We start from the raw sequence: 23,155 nt of genomic DNA, 5'->3' as shown, positions 1-23,155 counted from the left end.
TCACGATTGGCAGCGCAGCGGGTTCTGGGCCTGGGTAAACACCCGCTCGAATTCGGTCAGGTAGGCTGCGGCAAGCACCGGATCGTCGATGATCAGCAAGTTCTCGTCGTTCGTGCGTTCGGCGCGGGCCGTGAAGTTGTAGGAACCGGTGATCACAATTCGGTCATCGATGATAATTACCTTGTGGTGCATCGTGTAACAGTTACCGTCTGCGAGTACTTCGATGCCATTGTCACGGAGAAGGGCAAACTCAGAACCGGTACCATCGGCATTGCGTCGTTCAAACACGCCCTGTACCATAACCCCTGCCTGCCGGCGAGCAATCATTGCCCCGGCAATTGCGTCGCTAGTAAATGAAAAGGCCATAAAGCGCACTGAACGCCGTGCCCCATTGATTATCTCGACAATCCGTGCTGCCGGTCGCTCACGAGGGGTAAAGTAGTTTTCGATGGTCGCCTGCGGAGTGGTAATACGCGAAAAGGGAGTTACAGCCTGTTTACTGTTGCCAAAGCGTCCCGCTGCCATCTCGGCAAACTCGACACGATAATTCTCAACAAGGGAAGGTATTGTAATCCGCAACAGATTATTATTGTTGCGATACGTATCGTTGATGGTCGCATTCCACGAGCCGGTCCAAACGATTTGGTTATCGATAATAATGAATTTGCTATGGAGAAACGCTTGTGTATCTTCCCAGCTAATGGAAATACCGGCATCTTCCAGAATACCAGCGAATTTCGCATCAACCGGATCTTCAAGGCTCTCACGGTCGAGCGCTGCCCGTACTTTCACTCCACGACGGTGCGCCGTCGCGAGGGCTTCGGCCAATGGCTGCAAGGTATATTCAAACGTTGCCAGATCGATACTCTGACGCGCATTCGTTATATCTTGCAAAATATCTTGCAAAAATGGTGGTGTGACACGGTTTCGCGGCACATCGGGGTATACGAGGTATGGGGTGGTAAAATACACGGTAATCTCGCCGCTCCTATCAGGTTGAGGTGGCGTCTCAATCCCAAACGTGGTTGGGTCAAGCCCAAATCGTCGTAAGTCGATAATGCCGGCGGTGACCAGAAACCCGATCAGCAGCGTGAGAAACAGGACGATAATCTGAATGCGGTTGAGCCGTTGTGGAGAGCGTGACGATGGCTTGCGTGCCATGGAATCCTCAGGAAAGGTAATGTAACGAATCCGACGCCTTGTACAGTAACCACGGTTGGTTGACTGATTATCGTTTGATATGAGACAGCAGGGTGAGTGGTAAAGTTTCTAACCAACGGCGCCGATAGGCATGAGTTGATGGCTGTGCTGATGGCAGGCTTGTGGGTTGATCAATCCCACTACCGAGGGTTGGCGGGGACGATGATGGGGCAGCCCGATGAGATGGGTTGGTCGGTAACAAACCGGCTAATGCCCGTTCGGCTGTTGCAATTGTCCCATCGGCACGCGCGGCCATTCGTACCGCCTGTCGCACTGCCTGGGCCACTGCTTCAGCCGCGGCTTCATCGGCTGCTGTGCGTGTCAAATCAGCGGCTTGCGCCGTTGCCCAACGCAAGAGTACTGCTGCCCGTTCATCATCGAGACCGGTAGTTAATCGCTCATCCTCTTGGATTGCCTCAACGGCCAACCGTTGTAGTGGTGTCAGGTTGTGCGTCATTGCGATCCTATCCTCTACAGACCTCAGAGGCGCGAACGCGGATCAAGTGCATCACGCAAGCCATCGCCGACAAAGTTAATACTCAGTACGGTCAGGAAGATCAAACCACCGGGAAAGAGCGCCAACCATGGCGCGGCCTGCAAATATTGGCTGCCGTCCGTTACCAACCGGCCCCATGTCGGTGTATCGGGTGGAAAGCCAACGCCAAGAAATGAGAGGGTGGATTCGGTAATAATCGCACTACCGACTTCGAGTGTTGCTGCCACAATAATTGGCCCGACTGCGTTGGGCAGGATATGACGAAACATAATCGCCGGGCGGCTTACACCGAGTGCGATTGCCGCTTCGACAAACTCCTTCTCTTTGAGCGAGAGGAACGAAGCGCGCACGATACGAGCCGTACTCATCCATGCCAGACACCCGATCACCGTCACCACAATCGTAAAGATACCGGCTTCGGGCGATCCCATCGCTTGAATCACCGGGTCGCGGAACAGATACACGACCAGGAGGGTGAGTGGAATAACCGGTAGGGAAAGAAAGAGGTCGGTGATCCGCATGAGGATCTGATCGACGATCCCACCAAAAAATCCTGCTGTAGCACCAATAATCGTTCCTAGTGAGATGGCAATTGCCATCGCCGTCAGACCAACCAGTAGCGACACTCTGCCCCCGTACAGAGCGCGGGCGAGCAGATCACGACCGAGATCATCGGTTCCGAAGGGATGAATGGCGCTAGGCGCAGAGAGAATATTGAGAAAGTCGAGGTGATCGATTGCCGTTTGCAAATCAACCCGATCTTGAATAAACGGCGAGCCGATAGCTTCAAGCTGGGCAGCCAAGCGTGGGATATATATGTATGGCCCAATAAACGACAATAAAGCGAGTGTCAGGAGAACGATCACACCGAGCATAGCCAACCGATGCTTACGAAAGCGTCGCCATGCGTCACTCAGCAATGTGCGCGGCTTAGCTGGCAGTCGACTCGTCATCTGTTGTGCGCGAGCGCTTGGTGTTAGCCCAACCGCACCGTTCATTTCTATTTCAGACATGGGTCATAACCCTTTCCGCACTTTGTTGTCAACAACAATTATGAATAGCGGACACGCGGATCGAGCACACCGTACAGAATATCGGCGATCAGATTAAAGATGACGGTGAGGATTGCGAAGATAAAGGTCAAAGCCATTACAACTGGTGTATCGGAATTGTTGATCGATGTAATTAGCAGTGCCCCAAGACCGTTAACTCGGAACAGATTCTCGGTAATGATCGCGCCGGCGAAGATCGTTGGAATACCGAGCGCAATCAATGTCACTACTGGGATCAGACTATTGACCAGCACATGACGCAGTACTACCATTCGGTCACTGAGGCCTTTCGCTCGCGCTGTGCGCACATAATCAAGCGTTAAGTTATCGAGCATCGACGAGCGCATAAAGCGAGTGAGAGCTGCTGTTTGCTGAACAACCAACACAGTCACCGGTAGCACCATCTGTCGTACCTGCTGGGTGAAGGTATCCCAATCAACAACTTGTAATGTTGTATTGTAAACAATAGGAAACCATTTCAAATTAATCGCAAATACCAAAATCAAGACCAGACCGGTAAAGAATGAAGGTACTGAAAACCCAATAAAGGCAAAAAAGGTAGCTATATTATCAAAAAGCGAATATTGTTTTACCGCCGAGATAATACCAATCGGGATTGCTAACATTACGGCAATAATGTACGCCGATCCGACTACTACTAAAGTTTGTGGCAAACGTTGCCAAATCAGATCGATTACCGGACCGCGTGTCCCAAACGAGAATCCCCAATCACCACGTAGCAATGAGGTGAGCCAACGCACGTAGCGTATTGGCCATGGCTGATCAAGGCCAAACTGAATGCGGATCAACTCGCGAGTCGATTCGGGAATGGCGGGATTAAGGGCAAATTGGGCTAATGGATCGCCGGGGGCAAGGGCAAGTACAGCAAAGATCACAAAACTGATAATTAAGAGGGTGGGAATCGCTATCAACAATCTTCGAATGATATATTGCAACATAGTAGATTGCCCCAGAGTGTAAACAAAGCATAACCATTATTTATCGAACCTGGCAGAGACGCAGGTTATGCGCCTCTGCCAGGCATCAGCAAATACTACCGCTTACGGAACGCGCCGCCACGTTGCGATGTTCCAAATACTGCTGTCGAACGTGTTGAAGGTTGGTCCTTCGAGGTTCTTCAGCTTCGCGTTGGGTGTGCGTCGGTTAATGAGCGGAATGACGGCCACGTCGTTGACCAGCAAATCATTCATTTGAATCGCCAGTTGTGCGCGGCGCTTTGGATCAAGCTCTTTCTTCAATTGCTCGAACAAGGCATCGTATTCGGGGTTGCAGTAGCGACCGTAGTTGTTGCCGTTCCATTGGTTGGCTGATGAAGCCCGCTCAGCGCAAATCCAGCCTTGCAGATACTGCTGTGGGTCAAGCGAGTCTGGGCCGTTGGTATACATTTGCAGATCGGCGTAAAACTTGTTCAATGTATCGGGATTGCCGGTATCGCCACCGAAGAAAACGGCAGCATCAATCGCCTTGACGTTAACTTGAATACCGATCTCGGCCAGATTCGACTTGATGATCGCCTGTTCGCCTTGCCGCAGGGTGTTGATGCTGGTCTGGAAGCTGACAATCAGCTTAATACCATTCTTCTCTCGCACCGACCCATTGAGCTTCCAACCGGCTTCCTCAAGGAGCCGCTTGGCTTCCTCAACATTGCGCTCGCAGGTGGTGTTGGGTGAATTAACGGCTGCCGGCACCACCAGAATGTTACACGTCGGTTCACCGGTCGGGCCGTAGAGCTGATCGGCAATCGCCTTACGGTCGATTGCTAGCGCGATTGCCTTCCGTACTGCAAGTTCAGTTAAGAATGGGTGAGGCTGATCAGGTTCGCTGCGCTTGTCACCCAAGGCAGGGTCAGGATTGGCGAAGTTGACTACAATGCGCTCAACACCAAACGAACCACCGGCAATCGCATCGCACTTCCCGGCAGCCAAGATCGGTTCGAGCACCGCCTTGGGAATCTGTAAGTTCCACGCAAAGTCGACCTCACCAGTCTCGCAGACTGCTCGCGCCGCCGAGGTGGCATCACCACCACCCTTAATCTCGACTTCGTCGAAGAAGACGTTATCGGCGTCGCGGAAGAAGGGGTTACGCTCGTAGATGACGGTGTCGCCGGGGCGGAACTCACGCAACTTCCACGCATTGGTACCAATCGGAGCCAGATTAGCAGCTTGGCACTCGGCACTCGTGCTGGCGGCGGCGCCGATGCAGTTGCCGAACTGCTTCTGCTGTAAGATCATTCCAAACGGGCCGACGAAGGCGATGTACGGATCGGCCGTCGGTTCTTTCCACGTGATCTTGATCGTCAGGTCATCAATCTTCTCGATATTCTCAATCGGATCAAAGGCCGCTTTGGTGGTGCATGCCGTGGCCGGGTCGGCGCAGTACTTCCACGTGAATATAATGTCTTCCACCGTGAAATCTGTGCCGTCCGACCATTTAAGACCCGGCTTGATCTTCCAGGTCACACTGGTGCCGTCGGCGGCAACACCTCCATTCTCAACAGTCGGAATTTCGGCGGCGAGGAAGGGTACTAGCTCGTCTTTTTCGTTGTAACGGGCAAGCGGTTCAAGTATGACGGTTGCGCCGTCGAAGTCTTTCGTACCGGTGGCAAGGTGTGGATTCAGGGTGGTTACTGCTTGCCAGTAGAGAATCGTCAGTTTGCCGCCCTTCTGTGGTGCCGGTGCAGTAGTAGGTTGGGTCTGCTGTTGACCTGCACCGCAGGCTGCCAAGATCATTGCCGCTACTGCCATGAGGGTCATCCATGCCCAAAGACGTTTGTGCGACACACGAACCTCCTCATTTCTAAAATGACGACCTGATTGATGACCAGAGTTGGCAGCAGCGTTGTTTGTGGGTGAGGATTATGATGCTTCATGATCTAGTAGTAGCCGTCGCATCGACCCACCAGACAGAGTATGGTCACACTCAACTAATGTAATCACGAAGGTATCTTACTCCTCACTGTGAACGCCGCCTAGCGACGTTGTAGTTGTAGACTATCTGTTACCTGGATCCGCTGCTTCCAACTCGACATCCGTTGGTTGGGTGGTTGGGCAGACGGGACACGACATTGTGTCCTTTCACCCATACCTAATGACTTTCACCAATGTTGGGTATGATGAAAGAGCGGCGATCTGCCACCGATCTATCCGCCCTGCGCTACACGGCACTACTGTGTACTGTCCACTACCATCATCTTTGATGTATCCGTTGACACACGTGCAGAATGCCTGAACAGTACCACAGGCTCAGCAAATTGTCAAGAAACTGAGTCATGTTGCCAGAGAATGCGTAATTATTCACGATGTGGCGCGACGGTAAGGGGTTTGCTCGACGTTGATCTACCTTCGTAGTCGTACTACTTGCACAATACACCGCATGCCCGGGCAATTTCGGTGATCAGCCAGCGGCTAACATAGATTTCCTGATCGCTCCGTTGTTGGGCGATACGCTCCATTATCAGATGGGTCGTAGAGATGCCATCTGAGCTGTGAATGGCGAGGAAGGCGTGGTCGGGGCCACGCCGCGCACGGTCGGTGATGATCGCGGCTGTTAGCCCAATGCCGAGCAAAGGCCATTCACCGCTACTCAGCGCTTGCGCACGTTGGTAGGCCCAGGTAGCCATCGCTTGCGCAGTCAACGCGCTGACTGCCGGCGCCGCAAGATTACCGGTGAGCTGGGCCAACGATGGGGGTGAATACGCATCAATTGCTTCGAGGATGGTGCGTGACGATCCGGCAATTGCGTGTAGCCAGGCAAGCCCCAAGCTGCCGGCGCCGGCAAAGGCGAGGACAAGCCGGTGTGGGGCGGCGTGAATAGCGGTGATCGGCTCGATGAGGTCTGGCGGTACGATCATTGAGCAATACTCCGGGTTAAAAGGCTTTGCCAAGCTGCGCAATCAACACTGTCGCCTGCTGGTAAACCGGCAGCAATGCGAAAAGCCTGCACGGCGGTAGCAGTAGTCGGGCCGAATAGACCATCAATGGGTCCGGGATCGAAGCCGAGAGCGGCGAGCCGCCCTTGGAGGTCGGCAACCGCCGGATCGAACTGACGGTGGTTGGCGGGTTGGGGTGAAATGGTCGCAAAGCCGTCACAAGGGCGGATGCTCAAGTCGGCTGTAGGTGTCCACGCAGCGGCAACACCGTTGGCGACGGTTGTGACAATCGGTAGGGTGGGATCGGTTGGTAACCAGATCAGGTTCGCTTGTTCGGCGAATTGAACCAAAGCACCGCGTACTTGTGGGTCCCACAAGACCAACAGCGGTTCGCCAAGTCGTTCAGGCCGTATTGGCGTTATGATGCCATCATTGCCGACACGTACCATCTGGGGGTGAAAAGGATAATCCCATTGATACGCTTGTACTGGTACCAGCTCGATAAAAGCATAGATGTCGCCATCCGCCATCCGTTGTGGTGCGCGCACGAGGGGGATGATCGTCTCGCTACTCGCTACTACCGGCGATTCGGTGCCATGCTCGACATCGATCCGATACAGACCGAAACGTAGATCAGGACCGGGTCCACCGCCAGCCACGGTCAATTCGTCTCCGTTAACACTCCATATCTCTTCTTCACAACAACTGAAGGCACGGACAACCCGATCGTCTGGCCCGATAATGACTGCTTCACCGCCGGGAATACCGATTTCCGGTCGCATCACGGCGTATAATAACAACCGCTGACCATCGGGAGACCATGACACCGGTATGTAGCGCCACGACGGGTTGGCGAAATCCGGTGTGACCGGTTCGGGATCATCGACCTGTAACAGTCGTGGTCGTCCGCCACGTAGCTCGCTAATGTAAACACCACTGGGCGCGTCTGTACCGAGCAGATCGGGGGTCGGATCGTCCAGGCGGTAGACAACACGCTGGCCGTCGGGCGAAATCCGCGGACGGCTAATGGTTTGCGCACCGATCACAACCCGGCGGCCCGCACCGTCGAGGGCTATCAAGTTATTTTCAGTTACGTAGACCAGTGTGCCGTTATTCGCAACGCTCAGTTCGCGCACCGGTTGCAGTTCGTAGGTGATCTGGGTGAGCTGTTGACCGTTGGGAGCGAGTCTCACGACCTGATCGTTCTGAATCAGATATACCGACGCCGGTAGGGTCGTCATCGGTGTTGCTGTTGGTTGGGCTGTCGTGGGCGTGATCGGTTGGGGGCGAGGTGTTCGAGTTGGCCGCTCTCCCGATGGTGTGGACGTAGACAACGGTACTGACGTGGGCGAAGCCGGTGTGCAGGACGTGAGGAGAATGACGGCTATCCACCAGATCAACCAGCGTTGTTTCATAAGGAGGCGCTCCTGGGCAACGGTCAGGGCGAACTTCAAGTATCATCATATCGTACACCGCTCTTGAGCGTCGGCGCCAGAAGGGAGATACAAGCGTGACAGTGACACAGTTTTCGATTGAGCACGTATTGGACACTCTCGAACATGAATTGACTAAATACACGCCCCCGTTGATCGATCAGATGGGTGAGGTCAGTCAAACGCCATTCCGGATTTTAATCGCGACTATTCTGAGTCTACGTACAAAAGATACGCTTACCGCAGTTGTAGCCCCTCGCTTATTCGCAGTTGCCGATACACCGGAAGCAATGCTCGCGCTGGGCGTTGATCGGATCGCCGAACTGATCTACCCGGTCGGGTTTTACCGCGTCAAAGCCCGGCAAATTGTTGCCATCTGCCAAATCCTCCTTGAAAAGTACGGCGGTGAAGTGCCGTCAGACCTCGATGAGTTGCTGAAACTGCCCGGTGTTGGGCGCAAAACGGCGAATCTGGTGATAACGGCTGGGTTTGGGCTGCCGGGGATTTGTGTTGATGTGCATGTGCATCGGATCTGTAATCGTTGGGGATATGTACAGACGCGCACACCAGAAGAGACAGAGATGGCACTGCGGGCGAAGCTGCCACAACGCTATTGGATTCCGATCAATCGGTTACTGGTGACGTTGGGGCAAAATATTTGTCATCCAACGTCACCACGTTGTAGTATCTGTCCGATCCGTGATCTCTGTCCGCGTATCGGTGTGACCCGTAGTCGGTAAGCTATTTTGCCGGCTATCCAGTCTATCGCTTCCGTAACGCCTCTAGCCGTTTCAGTGTCTCGATATGGCTCGCCTTGGTAATCGGGTAAAAGGCTGTGAGGATCATACCGCAGATTAGAATGAGGGTTGGCATCGGGCCGATCAGTAGACGGATTGCCAATAGCGCACTTTCGGGCTGCTGACCGGGCGGTAAGCTTTCATTAAAGCCGGCAAATTGCAGGGCCTGCCCGACCAAAAACAAACCGATGGCCAAGCCCATCTTCTGCAATAGTACCATAAAGCCGTAAAACATCCCCTCACGACGTTGACCGGTCTCGAGTTCATCAAGTTCAATGACGTCGGGCATCATACTCCATGGAATGAGATAGGCGGTAGCAACGCCGGCACCGGCAATCACTCCGAGGATAATGGCAAGGCTGATCTGCTCGGGTTGGAGGAAAAAGAGAAACGCTTGAACACCGATCCAGATGAGACTGCCGATCATGTAGACTGCTTTCTTGCCAACGCGACGACTAACAGCACTCCAGACAAAGAGAAACACGAGGGCCGATCCTTGCACGGCAAAGAGCATAACGGGAATGAGGTCGTTAGCACTCCCAAACGTGAGGCCAAAGGCTGTGGTTGGAAATTGTGGCACACTACCCAGCCAGAAGACGATAAAGAAGGTGAGCACGCTCGATGTGACCTGCACGGCTAGCCACGAAAACATATAGATACCAACCACAAAGAGAAAAGGACGATTTTTGAACACATAGCGGATCTGATCGAGCAAGCTCAGCTCTTCAGCACCCGGTTCGGGTTCGTACCGTTCGCGCGTTCCGAAGAAGCACCAGAGAAATGGGACGGCGATCAAGACGCCAACCACAGCTCCCGATACGAGATAACCGACTCGCTGATCGGCAAACTGGCCGACGATGATCTGGTGCAAAATACCGCCGAGAAGGCTTCCGCCAATGCTAAAGGCGAAGCGGTATGAATTGAGGGCAGTGCGTTCGTCGTAATCGCGGGTGAGTTCGGGGGTGAGCGCAGTGTACGGTACATTTACTACCGTGAAGGCGGTATCAAACAGCAGGGCGATGATGAGATAATAGATAAACTTCCCGGTCACATCAAATGGTGGTACTACCCATTGCAAAAAGAAGAGCAGGCCAAACGGTGCTGCGCCGAACAGTAACCACGGTCGGCGTCGTCCCCAACGTGTTTGGGTCTTATCGGTCAACCAACCGATAATAGGATCATTGACGGCATCCCAGATTTTGACGATCAGGAGGATCGTACCGGCAAGGCCGGGTGGTAAACCGGCAATCGTCGTGAGAAAGTAGAGTTGGAAGAACGAGGCGACAATGGTGGCAATAGCTGGGCCGAGATCACCGGCACCAAAGGCAAGACGAGTTGCCAGTGACAGGCGCTCAGCATTTGCCGACGTCGTGGCGGCCATAGAACGTTGCTCCTTTGGTGTGTCATCAGATGAACGGTGTTCCTATTGTACCACTGCCGGCTTTGTAACACGCAATGGTAGGATTGCATTTGTGTGGGCAAAGTCGTACTTCTGCAGATTGAGGGTTTGATATGGCAGTGCTTGAGTTGTTGCGCATTAATCTGCTTTCACCAATGGTGTTAGCCTTCGCATTAGGCATTGTGGCGACACTTGTAGGCAGCGATCTGAAACTTCCTGATGAGTTGTATACCACGCTTTCGATCTACTTATTACTGGCGATTGGTTTGAAAGGAGGTATTGCGCTTGCCGAAACCAGTCTCGCTGTCTTTTGGGCGCCGGCTTTGGCGACGTTTCTGCTCGGCGTCATTATTCCGATCATCGCGTACATCGTTGCTCGGCGGATCGGCAAACTCAGTGTAGCCGACGCGGCTGCACTGGCGGCACACTATGGTTCGGTGTCGGCAGTGACGTTTGCCGCATCGCAGACGTTTCTCGATACCATCGGAATTCGTTATGAGGGCTTTATGCCGGCCTTGGTTGCCATTCTCGAGGTACCGGCTATTGTGATTTCTTTGCTCATTGCGCAGATGGCTGGTGGTCAGCAAGGTGGTGATTGGCAAAAAGCGGTTTACGAACTTATCACCAGTAAAAGTATCTTACTGCTAGTTGGTGGGATGATCATCGGTTGGCTAACCGGTCCAGGCGGAGGTAAAGAAGTGGCACCGTTGTTTCTTGATCTCTTCAAAGGAGCTTTGACCTTTTTCTTGCTTGAGCTTGGTATGGTCGCCGCACGGCGGTTTCGCGATTTGCCCAGTGCCGGTTTATTTCTGCTTGGGTTTGGTATTATTATGCCGATAGTCAATGGGCTGCTTGGTGTTTGGTTTGGGCATTGGGCCGGGTTGTCACTTGGTGGTAGTACGATTCTTGGCGTATTAGCGGCGAGTGCATCGTACATTGCGGCTCCGGCAGCGGTGCGTATTGCGTTGCCTCAAGCGAATCCGGGCTTCTATCTAACAGCAGCTCTTGGGATTACCTTTCCGTTTAATCTTGCGATAGGCTTGCCGTTGTATTACACCTTTGCGACATGGATTACCGGTGGGGTGTCAGGGTAGAAGGGGTTGTCAATGGAATTGACGACAATCAAATTGGTGACGATTATTACTGAGGCAATCCTCGAAGAGCGGATCTTACGCGAATTGCGTCAGTTAGGTGCTCGCGGCTATACCGTCGGTGAAGTGCGTGGTGAAGGTACCCGCGGCGTTCACGCCAGTGAGTGGGAAGGTAAGAGCTTGCGGATTGAGACATTGGTTGCGCCGGAAGTAGCCGAACAGATCTTGCAGCATCTGGCTACTACCTATTTTCCCTATTTCGCCGTGATTGCGTACATGATCGATGTGCAGGTGGTGCGGGGTGATAAGTTTCGTGGGTGATGATGAACGTGTGGAACGCAAAGTCGCAAAGGATGATACTGTATCCGGATGGGACGAATGAAGAAAGCTCGACGCCATCCGTGCTCATCCGTCCCATCCGTCGCATCCGTGTCCCGTTGCTAAAGTGCGAGCACACGGATGGAACGGATGGTGGATAATAGCTGGGTGCATGGCAATGCGATCTCCATACGTAACCCATTGTTCGTTTATCGTACCCGATCAAGCGCGATCTTCCACAGCGCTAAACCGAGTGTCTGAGGATCATGGCGGATGGTATCGGCTTTTTGCCACAGGTCACGATTGCCGGGATCAGGTTCGGCCAAATCACGCACCAGCGGCTCGACGCCGAGGGCACGAATCGCTTGTCGGTCGGCATCGGTCGGTAGGAGTGGATGCAGGTCGGAAGCTTGGTAGTGAGCAGCGACTGCCGGATGGAGGGCGTTCGCATCGTTAATTAACGCTACGTCAAGCACACCTGGGCCGAGGACTTCGACAAGACGGGCCACGTGGTCGGCTACGGTCATACCATCGGTCTGACCGGGTTGAGTTGTTGTGTTGCAAACAAATACGATGGTTGCTGGTGTGGTGCGGAGGGTCTCGACGACACCATCAAAGCAGAGGGTTGCTAGGAGCGATGTGTAGAAGCTACCGGGGCCGATTACGATCAGATCGGCGGTAGCCAGTGCGGTCAGCGCAGGCGAGTACGCTGCTGCCGGTGGGTCGAGGAAGAGGCGGCGAATCGGTGGTTTGCCAAGTGCCCGCACGGCAACCTCATCGGTGACGATGCGCCCGTCGGTCAACTCGGCACACAAACGGGTATTGGCCGTCGAAACGGGTAGAATGTGCTCTGGGCAACCCAACAACTCGCGTGCAGTCGCTGCTGCGGCGGCAATGTCTCCTTCCATCTGTACTAATCCGCCCAACATCAGATTCCCGATTGCCATTCCATCGAGAAGGGGAAAGGACGGGCTTTTGAGTCGGTATTGCATTAAGCGGGCAAGCGTTTGGTTTGGTGTGGCAGCTAATGTGGCCAGTACGTTACGTAGATCGCCGGGGGCCGGAATATCGGCGATCTGACGCGCAATACCAGTACTGCGCCCCGAATCGGTTACGGCAATGATCGCGGTACGTTCGGCGAAGAAGGGGCGGGTACCGAGTAGGGTCTGGGCACTACCGCTACCGCCACCAAGGGCAACCAGTCGTAAGGAGGGGAGATTTGTCATAGTATGGGTCCTTTGAAAGCTTGACAGTCAGAGCTAGAATGCGATATAAGATGAGCCAGGCTGGGCAGCTCAATCACAGTTTACGTACTAGCTTTGCGATAGAAGATGAACTCCTCAAATCCTTCGTACCGACGATGTGAGCGTTCGGTCTCTTTTACCAAAGCGAATCTCAATGGATTGGTATTCGGTCTGTTACCGGCGTTGTTGCTCGTAATAGGTTACGCTATTATTCATCACAATCTCGCAATTGTAGTTACATGGAAATTGTTGTTCGTCATGGTGATCGGGATCGTTGTTCACGAAGCGTTGCACGCAATCGGATGGTTGCTCGCCGGTCGAATATCGCTACGTGCCCTGCGGATTGGGTTTGACGTCAAGACGTTCACACCGTTTGCGCATGTGTCCCAACCATTACCGATTAACGCCTACCGCTTTGGCACACTCTTACCATGCATTGTACTCGGTATTGTGCCGGCGATCATCGGCATAATGACTCGCTGGCCGGAGGCAACTATTTTTGGTGCATTGTTTACGCTTGCCGCCGGCGGTGATCTGCTGATTCTCTGGCTCTTACGGCGTGATCCGGCCGAGGCCTTAGTCGTTGATTACCCCGATCGGGTCGGTTGCGAGGTGTGGTTACCGGCTAACAATTCTTGATAGAGGGTGAGCGTCTGTCGAGCCACGACCGGCCAATCGAATGTTGAGCGCACAATGCGCTCACTCTCTGCCCCCCATTCTGACCACTGTGCGCGGGCGGCTAAAGCTGCGCGGAGTTGGGCGGTGAGATCATCAATATCACCCGGTTTGACCAACAAGCCGTTACGTCCCGGAAAGACTTTATCGGGAATACCGCCGATGGCACTGGCGACCACCGGCCGGCGATGGATCATCGCCTCAAGCGTCACCAGCGAACTGCCTTCATAGCGGGTTGGGTGAACGAAGAGGTCGATCTCTTCATACAGACTATGCAGTTCTTCGTCACTCAGGCGTCCGACCAGTACGGTATGTTCGGCGATCCCTGCTTCACGGATTTGCTGTTCGAGCGCAGTGCGGGCCGATCCACTGCCGACCAGTAGCCAGCGCCAGTTGGGCGGCAATTCGTCTCGTAGGCGGGCTAGGGCGGCAATAAGCACATCAAACCCCTTATTGGGTTCGAGGCGTCCGACACTTAGCAAGATCGGGTTACCGCTGGTAAGGCCGAGACGAAAACGGAGGGCGGTACGAAGTTCGCTGCGTACCTGAGATAAACATTCGGCAACGTCGATAGCTGATGGGATGACCACAACTCGGGTCGGATCGACGCCGAGGTAGCGCGGCAAATCGTCCTTGGTGCATGAATCGGTTGCGATTGCGCGGTCGGCCTGACGATGGCCGTAGGCATAGAGGAAGCGAAACGGTGCATAAGCCAGCCATTTGACGCGGTCGGGGGTACGGAATTCTTCCATACCGTGTGGGTTGGCAACGAACGGCGTGGTCTGTAAACGGGGATCGCGGTGGCGGGCGGCGGCGTAGCCAAAAGCGCACAGCCCTTGCGTATGTACCACGTCGAAATCGCCATGTAGTACGTGCCGGGCGACCCGTCGCCCAACACGCCAACTGTAGATCGGAAAGTTGATCTGTCGACCGATCACACCATTTGGTGGGAGGATAGGTGAGGTATAGTCGTAGCGCAGGGTTTCAATCGCGTGCGGCCGCAGATCGCCCGGTGTCGCGTTAGGGGGTGGTGATTGGACGTATAGCGTGACGACAACTCCGAGTTGCGTCAGATATTTGGTGAGGTGATACACGTGGCGTTCAATGCCGCCATATCCGTGAAGGGGAAAAACAGCGCGAGCCACCATTGCCACCCGGATCGGATGGCCTGACTGTGGATGGGTAGCGTCCATGGCTGCGCGATCCTCCCGTATTGCTTATCGGCTCATCATGCTATATGGCATGCTGCTAACTGTCGCGATAATACCATAAAATGAGAAATTTTTCATATTGGCGGCGAACAAGCGGATGCTGCCTATTCACCGCGATACGCGGATACTTCATTACGAGCGTAGCCTCAAGACTCCCTCAATTGAGTGATAGTGTTACATCTGTCGGAAGAGTGAGCCTCGTTGTGCCAAAGCCCATGCATTATTCGGATCGATTTCAATGGCGCGGGTCAGATCAAGATAAGCCTCTTCAAATATCTTTAGTGCCTGATAGGTAGCGCCACGCCGGCTGAGTACCCACGAATCATTTGGTTGCAATTCGAGGGCGCGGTTGAAATCTTCTAACGCTTCGTTGTACTGGTGCAGCAAGCGGTAGGTTTCACCCCGTTCGGCCAGAATCCATACCATGTCGGGTTTTTGCTCAAGTGCATTGTTGAAATCGGCGAGCGCCTCGTGATAACGATTGAGTGCCCGGTATACTTGCCCTCGGCTGCCAATAGCCCATGCATGATCGGGTTGAAGCTCAATCGCACGACTGAAATCGGTCAGCGCTTCATGGTAGCGACGGCGCAGACGGAGCAACTCACCTCGTTCGACGAGCGCACCGACGTGATTGGGGTTGAGTTCGAGGACGCGGCTAAAGTCGGCGAGTGCTTCATCGAGTCGGTCGAGGTTGCGGTACAAGAGACCGCGCTGCATATATACCCATTCATAAGCCGGATCAAGCTCAAGCGCACGATTGAAATCGGCCAATGCCGCTTCGGGATCACCGAGCGCACGGAAAGTGGCACCGCGACTCCCTAATGCCCATGCATATTGGGGATCAAGTTCGATTGCCCGGTTGAGATCAAGCAAGGCACTCTCAAAATCATCGGCCAGGCGACGTGTTTCACCGCGCTCGGCGTACAGCCACGCGATAGTATCTTGTAAGGCAATGGCCGCATCGAAATCGGCGATGGCTGCCGGATAGTTGCGGAGTTCACGGTAAGCAATGCCGCGATGACCTAACGCCCACACATAGTCCGGATCGATGTTTAACGCTTGGTTGAAGGCTTCAATTGCTTCATGGAGGCGACGTAATGCCCGCAAGGTTTCGCCACGTTCGGCATACACCCATGCCAGCAGTGGGTTCAGCGCCAATGCTGCCTCGAAATCGGCAAGTGCCTCGTGATGACGGCGTAGTGCGCGCCATACTTGTCCGCGGCTTCCCAATGCCCATGGATATTCAGGTCGGAGTTCAATGGCGCGTGAGAAGGCGGTAAGAGCCTCTTCGTAACGGCGCATCAGGCGTAGCGTTTCGCCTCGTTCGGCGTGGTATGCTGCATCGTTCGGTTCTAGCTCACACGCTCGACGAAGATCGGCCAATGACTCCTCCATTCTTCCCAATTCGCGCAAGACTTGTCCGCGCTGGAAGTAGGCCCATGCATAATCTGGATCGATGGCGATGGCTCGATTGAAATCGGCCAGTGCTGCTTCACGCCGATCTTGATACAAGCTGTCAAGATTCATACTGCACCTTTTAGCTACGCTATTGGTTATTCTATGGATTGTTACGCAGTATGTAGTTTTTAGGTTACAGATACGATAGCAACGGCTTCGATGAGCATCCAGTTGGGAGTGAGAGTCGCGGTCGGTATCACTCGCGTCGGGTTGGACCGAGTAGACCGCCTAAACCAAGGGCCACAATCTCCCGTCGTCCTAATCGCTCGTTCGCCATCAATCGTGGCAAGATCAGATCAACAATGTTTTGGTCACGCGAACGTACACATCCGGGGGCGCCGATGATCGGAATTGTATCGTGTTCGTGCGGCAAATAGGCGAGCAAGAGCAGGTTACCCGGCTCTACCGGTGCGCCGTAATGGGTGATTTCGCCACCTAAGCGTCGTATAGCGCGCGGAATCACATCATCGCGATCAACCACCGAAGTTTCACCGGCGGTGATAATCAGATCGGCGCCGATAGTGAGGAGGGCTGCGAGGCTATCGGCAATTGCATACTCGTCAGGGATAGTGCGGCAACAGTCGATCATTGTTGCGCCCAAATCAGCAATCCGTCCGGCAATTGCCGGTAACATCCCGCGTTCTACCCGGGCCCGAGCAGCCTGACTACTCACCAACACAACTCCGATCCGCCGTCGCACGAGGGTCGCTACGTACAAGACACCGGTAGGCCCGACAGCGGCAGCAGCTTGTGCGAGATCGGCGGATGGTACGGCAAAGGGGATAATCTTGATCGTCGCCAACATCTGGCCGGGATGCACGAGTGTGGAGGGGGGTAAGGTAGCGACAGTCAGCCCGTCGATCATATTGATCGCAAAGAGAGATTCGGCATCGATCATGAGTGGACCATTGATCGCAGCCCGTACATTGACGCGCCCAGCGTGTGGTTCATCAATGATAATGCCCGGCCCGGCTACTATGTTCGCCAACTGTATTGCTGCTTCGTCTTCGTGAACATCGTCGGGGTTCAGGATAGCAACTCGTACCGCACTATAGCCAAGTTCGGCCAAGCGTGGCAGATCTTCGGCCCGTAACCGCCACCCCTTTCTAAACGCCTTACGCCCTTGCCCATCGGCCAAATTGTGGCAGAGAATATGCCCAACTGCTGCTGCCGGTGGCAAGGTTTCAATTCGCATAGTTGTACCTATAGGTTACATATGGTGCCTATTTAACTCATGGTACCATGTTCTCGGTAAGATTGAGTAAGGAGCATGCGACAACTATGCTAAAAAGTGCAACGATGCCCCGTGAGCGTGGTCTAGGTTATGCTTTGCTCGGTGGCCTAGCTATCACGATAATTGCTGCCTTAGTCGGTGTTACTTTCATTTATTGGTTTACGACCATCCAGCGAGGGCCAGCACCGGCAGAACTCTTACCGGCAGATGTGCAGCTCTATGCCAGTCTGTCGCCGACGCTGAGTGATGTACCGGAGCAACCGCGGATCGAGTTGGCGTTGAAAGAGGTGTTTGGCTTGTCGATGCCGGCTGATGCTGCGGCGAATGTGGCTGCCCTGCTAGGCGTGAAGCTTGATAGCGACGTGATTACGTGGGTTGGCAGTGATATTGCGATTGTCGTGCGTGATTTTACGCCGGTGACGCGCGACGTAGCCGCTGACTTGATCACGAACGGTGAGGTGATGATCTTTTTAGCCTCGCGTAACGATCCGCAGGCACGAATGTTTCTTGATAAACATTTGGAAGTGCGTCGTCTGCGTGGTGAGACATTTACCGAGCAGCGGGTTGGCGAGACGATCATCTACGTCGGCGAGATCGATAGTCCCCTGCGCGCAGTCGGCTTGATCGAACACTACATTGTCTTCGCCAACCGACCGGAACCCTTGCTCGATCTGGCAGCCGGTCCCGGTCGGCCAAACCGTCTTATCGATGTGCCGGCATATCAGCAGTTTCGCGAGACGATAGCTGCGGTGCGTTCGGGTGCCATCTATACCGATGGCTCACCGGTGTCGGAAGCAGCTCGGGCAGCGGTACGGGCGTGGTTGGTGCGGCTGTTGACGTCGCAGATCACACCGTAGCGGATAACATGGATACGACGGATGAGCATGGAATGCGTCATGCGTTTTCTCTATCCCGTCCGTGTGCTATCACTCTAGACAGTGCCCACGGATCGGACGGATGGGCGCGGATCGGGCTTTATCACCATCCGCGTTCCATCCGTCGCATTCGTGTCCCATAATGGTTCGATGCGAACTCTATTCACCGTCTTGCTTTTCCACGATCTGCACTTTACTACTAGATGGTGGCGGTGTTGGACGGCGGTTCCAATTCAACACCTGTCCGATCAGCGTCCACATACGCTGTTCAACTTGGGCTTCGCGCCCACGTAGCAATAGGCTTGCACCACCGAGGATGAGGATACCCGGCCAGACCAGATGGAAGAGTGAAAGCAGGGCCAGCCCTATGCCCCACAACAGCGCTTGCAACGCTTCATCGGTACGACCAAGGCTGCGCTGGCGACGGTAGATGACGATACCGCCACCGGCCAGCAGCGTAGCCGGTACGAGCCACCACAATTTGAAGATCGTTACGATCCCTAATGTAATAAGGATCAGACCGATCCAGCGGGTCTGTTCGTTTTGGAACGACATAGCAAACTCCTTACGCTAACGAGCTACTGTTTTCTGCGAGTAAGACGGTAGGTGGAGTGCAAAAGTTGCAGCAGGCTGTGGTACCATACAGTTTGTGAGCGGCTTTGCTGCTCTCCCCACGCTTTCACCGCAACACCGCGTGCAGCATGAGAGGTTCAGTGATGTCTACACCACGCAGCGCCGAGCGCGTTCGTCAGTTTGGCACGACTATCTTTGCCGAGATGAGTGCTCTTGCCGTTCAATGCGGTGCCGTGAATCTCGGTCAAGGCTTTCCTGATTTTGCCGGGCCAGAATGGGTGAAGCAAGCTGCAGCTGAAGCCATCGCTGCCGATGCGAACCAATACGCACCCTATATCGGTGTCCCCCGCTTGCGCGAGGCAATTGCAGCGACATGGCAAGCGCACGGCTGGCGCTCCATCGATCCTCAACGTGAAGTGACCGTCACGAGCGGTGCGACTGAAGCCCTCTTTGGTGCTGTGCAGGCGCTGATTAACCCCGGTGACGAGGTCATTCTGTTCGAGCCGTTCTACGATGCGTATCTGCCTGATGTCACGATGGCCGGTGGGATACCGCGGTTTGTGCGGTTACATCCACCAACATCCGGCCAGTCGGGCTGGTGGTTCGATCTGGCAGAATTGCAGGCAGCGTTCTCGCCACGTACCCGTCTCTTGATGCTCAACACGCCGCATAACCCGACCGGCAAGGTCTTTCGTCGTGATGAACTCGAGCAGATTGCTGAACTGTGCCAACGATACGATGTGATTGTGGTGTCTGACGAGGTGTACGATCAACTGGTTTTTGCCGGAGCCGAGCACATTCCAATTGCGACTCTGTCGGGGATGTGGGAGCGGACGCTCACGATCAATAGTCTAGGCAAAACGTTTAGTCTTACCGGTTGGAAGATTGGGTATGCGGTTGGCTCTGCTGAGCTAAACACTGCACTGCGCGCTGCTCACCAATGGATTACGTTTGCTACTGCAACGCCATTGCAATATGCTGCTGCTGCCGCGCTAGAAGGAGCATTGCACAACGGGTATTACGATCAATTTCGTGCTGAATATACCGCACGCTATCATCTGCTTGCCGAGATTTTGGAGAGCGTTGGATTACCAGTTTTACCAACCGAAGGTAGTTATTTCTTGATGGCCGACATCTCAGCGACCGGATTTCACGACGATGTTGCCTTTTGCCGGTATTTGACCCAAGAGGTTGGGGTGGCTGCGATCCCACCATCGGCATTCTATGCTCGCCAGCACGATTTGCCGTTGTTGGCGCGGTTTTGTTTTGCCAAGCGTGACGAGACCCTGCGCGCTGCGCAACAGCGATTGTTGGCGTGGCGGCAGCGGAATCGTTGAGATTGGTTGGTATGGTATCGTGTTCAACGGCGACACGACAATAGACTAGAAAGTGAGAAGCCTTTGATGGAGTCCAGGTTACAAGAACTTCGTGCCCGTCTCCTCGAGATCGACGATATTAACAGTGCTGCCGCAGTGTTGGGGTGGGATCAGAGTACGTATATGCCACCTGGTGGTGCTGCGGCACGCGCACGCCAACTGGCGACCCTCTCGCGGTTGGCTCACGTGCGGAGCACCGATCCGGCGTTGGGTGCTCTGTTGGCCGAATTGATGCCGTATGCTGAACAATTGCCCTACGACCATCCCGATGCCGCACTGATTAGGGTAGCCCATCGCAACTACGAGCGTATGACCCGAATTCCGGTGGAGCTGGCAAGTGAGATCGCTTCGCATACTGCTGCGAGCTATCAGGCATGGACGCAGGCGCGACCGGCGAATGATTTTGCCACGATGTTGCCCTATCTCGAGCGAACGCTTGAGCTGAGTCGACGAGTTGCCGATTGTTTCCCCGGCTATGATCATCCCGCCGATCCGCTGATCGACTTTAGCGACTACGGGATGCGGGCATCTGAGATTCGCGATCTTTTTGCTCGACTGCGTGCCGAGCTGACCCCGATCATTCGCGCAATTGTGGCCCAGCCGCCAATTGACGATTCGTGTCTGCGCAAGTATTACCCGCGCAACGATCAACTGGCTTTTGGTGAGCAGATCATTCGTTGTTTTGGGTATGATTTCGAGCGCGGTCGGCAGGATTTAACCCATCATCCGTTTGCTACGAAGTTTTCGATTGGCGATGTGCGGATTACCACCCGCATCAACGAGCACGATCTCGGAGATGGGTTGTTTAGCACTCTGCACGAGTCGGGTCATGCGATGTATGAGCAGGGGATCGATCCGGCATTTGAAGGGACACCGCTCTGCAATGGTGTTTCGGCGGGTGTTCACGAGAGTCAATCGCGTTTGTGGGAAAATCTGATCGGTCGTTCTCGGCCATTCTGGGAATATTTTTACCCTGAATTACAACAGACCTTCCCGCAGCAGTTAGGGAATGTTTCGCTCGACGAGTTCTATCGAGCGATTAACCGCGTGCAACCGTCGCTCATCCGTACCGATGCCGATGAAGTGACATACAATCTCCACGTGATGATCCGGTTTGATCTCGAGTTAGCGTTGCTCGAAGGCAGTCTGAAGCTCACCGATCTGCCTGAAGCGTGGAATGCTCGCTATGCGGAAGATTTGGGGGTTGTCGTCCCCGATTACCGTGATGGCGTGTTGCAGGATGTGCATTGGTTTGGTGGATTGATCGGTGGTGCGTTTCAGGGCTATACCATTGGTAATATCCTGAGCGCGCAATTTCTTGCCGCGGCGCGGTCTGCTCACCCCGAAATCGATGCTGAGATCGGACAGGGTGAGTTTGCGACGTTGCATGGATGGTTGCGGGAGCATATCTACCGTCACGGCAGTGTCTTTACGCCTGCGGAGTTGATCGAGCGGGCAACCGGTCGGTCAATGCAGATCGAGCCGTACCTCCAATACCTACGGCAGAAGTATTCGGCCATTTACGGGATCGAGTTATAGAAGCCGGTCAGTAGCGATACAGGGGCTACACTTGCTACGCCAGGCGAGAGGTAGCCCCTGTTTAACGAATGGTGTAGGCACTGAGTATGCTCCTCTCGCCGAGTATTTGGCTTTGGTTTTGAAAACTCGCCTGTGCCCGCTCGATAAATGCGCGTGCCTCTTGGAAACGAAGCGCAGCCCGGTTGGCATTGGCAACATCATACGTGCTGTAGAACTCAAGAATAGCGTCGAGACCGGCTAGTTCGAATTCGAGACCACGTCGGTAATCTTCGTGAGCTGGGGTTAGCACTCCCGGTACTCGTAGTTCGCCGAGGTTGGCTAACGCTTGCGCCACTGCGGCGCGCAGACGTTGCGTTGCAGCCACATGGTTGATCGATGCGCCACCGGGCTGTCCTGTCTCTTGGCGGTAGGTGTCGGTCGCTTTCCGCAGTTCGGCGCGAATTGTGTCGATGGCAGTTAGATACGATACCGTTAGACTCTCGACTACAGCGAGTGGTTCGGCCTCAAGTTCAGGGACAGGCGTGGGAGTGGCGAATGGCAGTACTGGGTCGTTTGTGATGGTAAAGGTTTGATCCTGTTCAGCGGCGAGGGCGGCAAGAGTTTGCTCGCGTGCTGCGCGGACGCTCTGGTGGAGCAAGAGGGCGACTGTCAGCAAGACGATTGGCAGTAGCCAGAGCACTACACGCACGCGCGAGGTTTCATGGCGCTGCCAGCGCCATTGTAACCACCAGTCGCGATTCGGCGAGGCGGTAGCTTGCTCTGCAGGGGTTGCTACCGGCGTCGATTCGGCTGTAAGAGCGGTAAGGTCTGCTACCTGACGCGCAGTTGTTGTCCCTTGACGGGCAAGGTAGGCCAGGCCACGGTGGGCGTGCGGATTGTGAGGATTGATCCGTAAAACAGCGTGCAAGCAAAACGCACGTTGTTCTGGATCGTCAACAACTTCGCTCAACCACAACCATGCCCGTTCGTCGCGCGGGTCGAGCTTGAGGGCGCGGGCTAAGAGGCCGGCTGCGACGCGACGTTGCCCGCCGCGGGCTGCCGCAATGCCGCGCTCAACAAGTTCACGTGCTTCGGTTGGATTGGCTCGTACTCCGGGTTCACCTGCGGTGGTTGTCATAGAACGGTTTTGGTGTGTGTTGACAGTATATGTCGATCCTTAGAGATTATCCCATGATGCCGTTGGACGACTGGTACCGGTAGCGGCGGGTGTCGGGCCGGGTAGCGGCGCACACCGTGCCAGTAGCGGCGCACACCGTGCCAGTAGCGGCGCACACCGTGCCAGTAGCGGCGCACAC

The 23,155-nt window shown here is 54.6% G+C and carries 21 protein-coding genes; 7 read left to right on the top strand and 14 right to left on the bottom strand.

Translation table 11 applies throughout. The features are described from left to right. The 7 genes from ACP5OT_RS12175 to ACP5OT_RS12145 form a co-directional block, all read right to left on the bottom strand. Window positions 1–1,161 carry a phospholipase D-like domain-containing protein gene (locus tag ACP5OT_RS12175; RefSeq protein WP_424676280.1) on the bottom strand — a complete coding sequence of 387 codons (1,161 nt, stop codon included), beginning with the start codon at window positions 1,159–1,161 and terminating at the stop codon, window positions 1–3. 67 nt (window positions 1,162–1,228) lie between these two features. After that, complete coding sequence (locus tag ACP5OT_RS12170) at window positions 1,229–1,657, bottom strand: hypothetical protein (RefSeq protein WP_428132264.1); 429 nt, start codon at window positions 1,655–1,657, stop codon at window positions 1,229–1,231. Window positions 1,658–1,680: 23 nt separating this feature from the next. After that, the gene (locus ACP5OT_RS12165; RefSeq protein ID WP_424676282.1) at window positions 1,681–2,709 is read right to left on the bottom strand and encodes an ABC transporter permease; all 1,029 of its coding nucleotides are present in this window, start codon (window positions 2,707–2,709) and stop codon (window positions 1,681–1,683) included. Between the two features lie 38 nt (window positions 2,710–2,747). After that, on the bottom strand, window positions 2,748–3,707 hold the full coding sequence (locus ACP5OT_RS12160; protein ID WP_424676283.1) for an ABC transporter permease: 960 nt from the start codon (window positions 3,705–3,707) through the stop codon (window positions 2,748–2,750). Window positions 3,708–3,809: 102 nt separating this feature from the next. Next, entirely contained in the window at window positions 3,810–5,513 is a 1,704-nt protein-coding gene (locus ACP5OT_RS12155) for a peptide ABC transporter substrate-binding protein (RefSeq protein ID WP_428132293.1), read from the bottom strand. Between the two features lie 608 nt (window positions 5,514–6,121). Beyond that, window positions 6,122–6,619 carry a hypothetical protein gene (locus ACP5OT_RS12150; protein ID WP_424676284.1) on the bottom strand — a complete coding sequence of 166 codons (498 nt, stop codon included), beginning with the start codon at window positions 6,617–6,619 and terminating at the stop codon, window positions 6,122–6,124. Next, window positions 6,616–8,052, bottom strand: coding sequence for a peptidoglycan-binding protein (locus ACP5OT_RS12145; RefSeq protein WP_428111810.1), 1,437 nt, complete (start codon window positions 8,050–8,052; stop codon window positions 6,616–6,618). Before ACP5OT_RS12145 ends, ACP5OT_RS12150 begins: the two co-directional genes overlap by 4 nt. Before the next feature lie 95 nt (window positions 8,053–8,147). Here ACP5OT_RS12145 and ACP5OT_RS12140 point away from each other — a divergent pair, with 95 nt between their 5' ends. Continuing rightward, window positions 8,148–8,810, top strand: a complete 663-nt coding sequence (locus ACP5OT_RS12140; RefSeq protein ID WP_424676286.1) for an endonuclease III domain-containing protein — start codon at window positions 8,148–8,150, stop codon at window positions 8,808–8,810. 22 nt (window positions 8,811–8,832) lie between these two features. Here ACP5OT_RS12140 and ACP5OT_RS12135 read toward each other — a convergent pair whose 3' ends face one another. Continuing rightward, on the bottom strand, window positions 8,833–10,248 hold the full coding sequence (locus ACP5OT_RS12135) for an MFS transporter (protein ID WP_424676287.1): 1,416 nt from the start codon (window positions 10,246–10,248) through the stop codon (window positions 8,833–8,835). 131 nt (window positions 10,249–10,379) lie between these two features. On the opposite strand from ACP5OT_RS12135, the gene ACP5OT_RS12130 reads away from it, so the two are divergent. Both ACP5OT_RS12130 and ACP5OT_RS12125 read left to right on the top strand, forming a co-directional pair. Further along, window positions 10,380–11,360: a sodium-dependent bicarbonate transport family permease gene (locus ACP5OT_RS12130; protein ID WP_428111814.1), complete on the top strand. Its 981-nt coding sequence runs from the start codon at window positions 10,380–10,382 to the stop codon at window positions 11,358–11,360. A 12-nt stretch (window positions 11,361–11,372) separates the two neighbouring features. Next, complete coding sequence (locus ACP5OT_RS12125) at window positions 11,373–11,678, top strand: P-II family nitrogen regulator (protein WP_424676289.1); 306 nt, start codon at window positions 11,373–11,375, stop codon at window positions 11,676–11,678. A 206-nt stretch (window positions 11,679–11,884) separates the two neighbouring features. On the opposite strand, the gene ACP5OT_RS12120 is transcribed toward ACP5OT_RS12125, so the two are convergent. Then, complete coding sequence (locus ACP5OT_RS12120) at window positions 11,885–12,901, bottom strand: gluconeogenesis factor YvcK family protein (protein WP_424676290.1); 1,017 nt, start codon at window positions 12,899–12,901, stop codon at window positions 11,885–11,887. 105 nt (window positions 12,902–13,006) lie between these two features. On the opposite strand from ACP5OT_RS12120, the gene ACP5OT_RS12115 reads away from it, so the two are divergent. Then, window positions 13,007–13,558 carry a DUF3267 domain-containing protein gene (locus ACP5OT_RS12115; protein ID WP_424676291.1) on the top strand — a complete coding sequence of 184 codons (552 nt, stop codon included), beginning with the start codon at window positions 13,007–13,009 and terminating at the stop codon, window positions 13,556–13,558. On the opposite strand, the gene ACP5OT_RS12110 is transcribed toward ACP5OT_RS12115, so the two are convergent. The 3 genes from ACP5OT_RS12110 to ACP5OT_RS12100 all read right to left on the bottom strand — a co-directional run bounded on the left by ACP5OT_RS12110 (window position 13,507) and on the right by ACP5OT_RS12100 (window position 17,458). Then, entirely contained in the window at window positions 13,507–14,787 is a 1,281-nt protein-coding gene (locus ACP5OT_RS12110) for a glycosyltransferase family 4 protein (RefSeq protein WP_424676292.1), read from the bottom strand. The two genes, ACP5OT_RS12115 and ACP5OT_RS12110, sit on opposite strands and share 52 nt — an antisense overlap. Window positions 14,788–14,979: 192 nt before the next feature. Continuing rightward, window positions 14,980–16,332 (bottom strand): tetratricopeptide repeat protein, encoded by a 1,353-nt coding sequence (locus ACP5OT_RS12105; protein WP_424676293.1) that lies wholly within the window; start codon window positions 16,330–16,332, stop codon window positions 14,980–14,982. Between the two features lie 127 nt (window positions 16,333–16,459). Beyond that, the gene (locus ACP5OT_RS12100) at window positions 16,460–17,458 is read right to left on the bottom strand and encodes a molybdopterin-binding protein (protein WP_424676294.1); all 999 of its coding nucleotides are present in this window, start codon (window positions 17,456–17,458) and stop codon (window positions 16,460–16,462) included. Between the two features lie 86 nt (window positions 17,459–17,544). Between ACP5OT_RS12100 and ACP5OT_RS12095 the strand changes: the two genes are divergently transcribed. Next, complete coding sequence (locus tag ACP5OT_RS12095) at window positions 17,545–18,354, top strand: hypothetical protein (protein WP_424676295.1); 810 nt, start codon at window positions 17,545–17,547, stop codon at window positions 18,352–18,354. Window positions 18,355–18,531: 177 nt separating this feature from the next. On the opposite strand, the gene ACP5OT_RS12090 is transcribed toward ACP5OT_RS12095, so the two are convergent. Further along, a complete protein-coding gene (locus ACP5OT_RS12090) occupies window positions 18,532–18,927 on the bottom strand; it encodes a hypothetical protein (RefSeq protein ID WP_428132260.1) in 396 nt (131 codons plus the stop codon). A 161-nt stretch (window positions 18,928–19,088) separates the two neighbouring features. Between ACP5OT_RS12090 and ACP5OT_RS12085 the strand changes: the two genes are divergently transcribed. Next, window positions 19,089–20,282 (top strand): methionine aminotransferase, encoded by a 1,194-nt coding sequence (locus ACP5OT_RS12085; RefSeq protein ID WP_424676297.1) that lies wholly within the window; start codon window positions 19,089–19,091, stop codon window positions 20,280–20,282. Between the two features lie 66 nt (window positions 20,283–20,348). Beyond that, window positions 20,349–21,860 carry a carboxypeptidase M32 gene (locus ACP5OT_RS12080; protein WP_424676298.1) on the top strand — a complete coding sequence of 504 codons (1,512 nt, stop codon included), beginning with the start codon at window positions 20,349–20,351 and terminating at the stop codon, window positions 21,858–21,860. A gap of 61 nt (window positions 21,861–21,921) precedes the next feature. Here the strand turns inward: ACP5OT_RS12080 and ACP5OT_RS12075 are convergent, their stop codons facing one another. Then, complete coding sequence (locus ACP5OT_RS12075; RefSeq protein WP_424676299.1) at window positions 21,922–22,977, bottom strand: hypothetical protein; 1,056 nt, start codon at window positions 22,975–22,977, stop codon at window positions 21,922–21,924. Window positions 22,978–23,155 lie beyond the last annotated feature (178 nt).

The organism is Chloroflexus sp., from assembly GCF_049970315.1.
In the GTDB taxonomy this organism is placed as follows: Bacteria; Chloroflexota; Chloroflexia; order Chloroflexales; family Chloroflexaceae; genus Chloroflexus.
The sequence above is the reverse complement of the archived record's forward strand: the minus strand, read 5'-3'. Positions and strand labels throughout refer to the sequence as shown.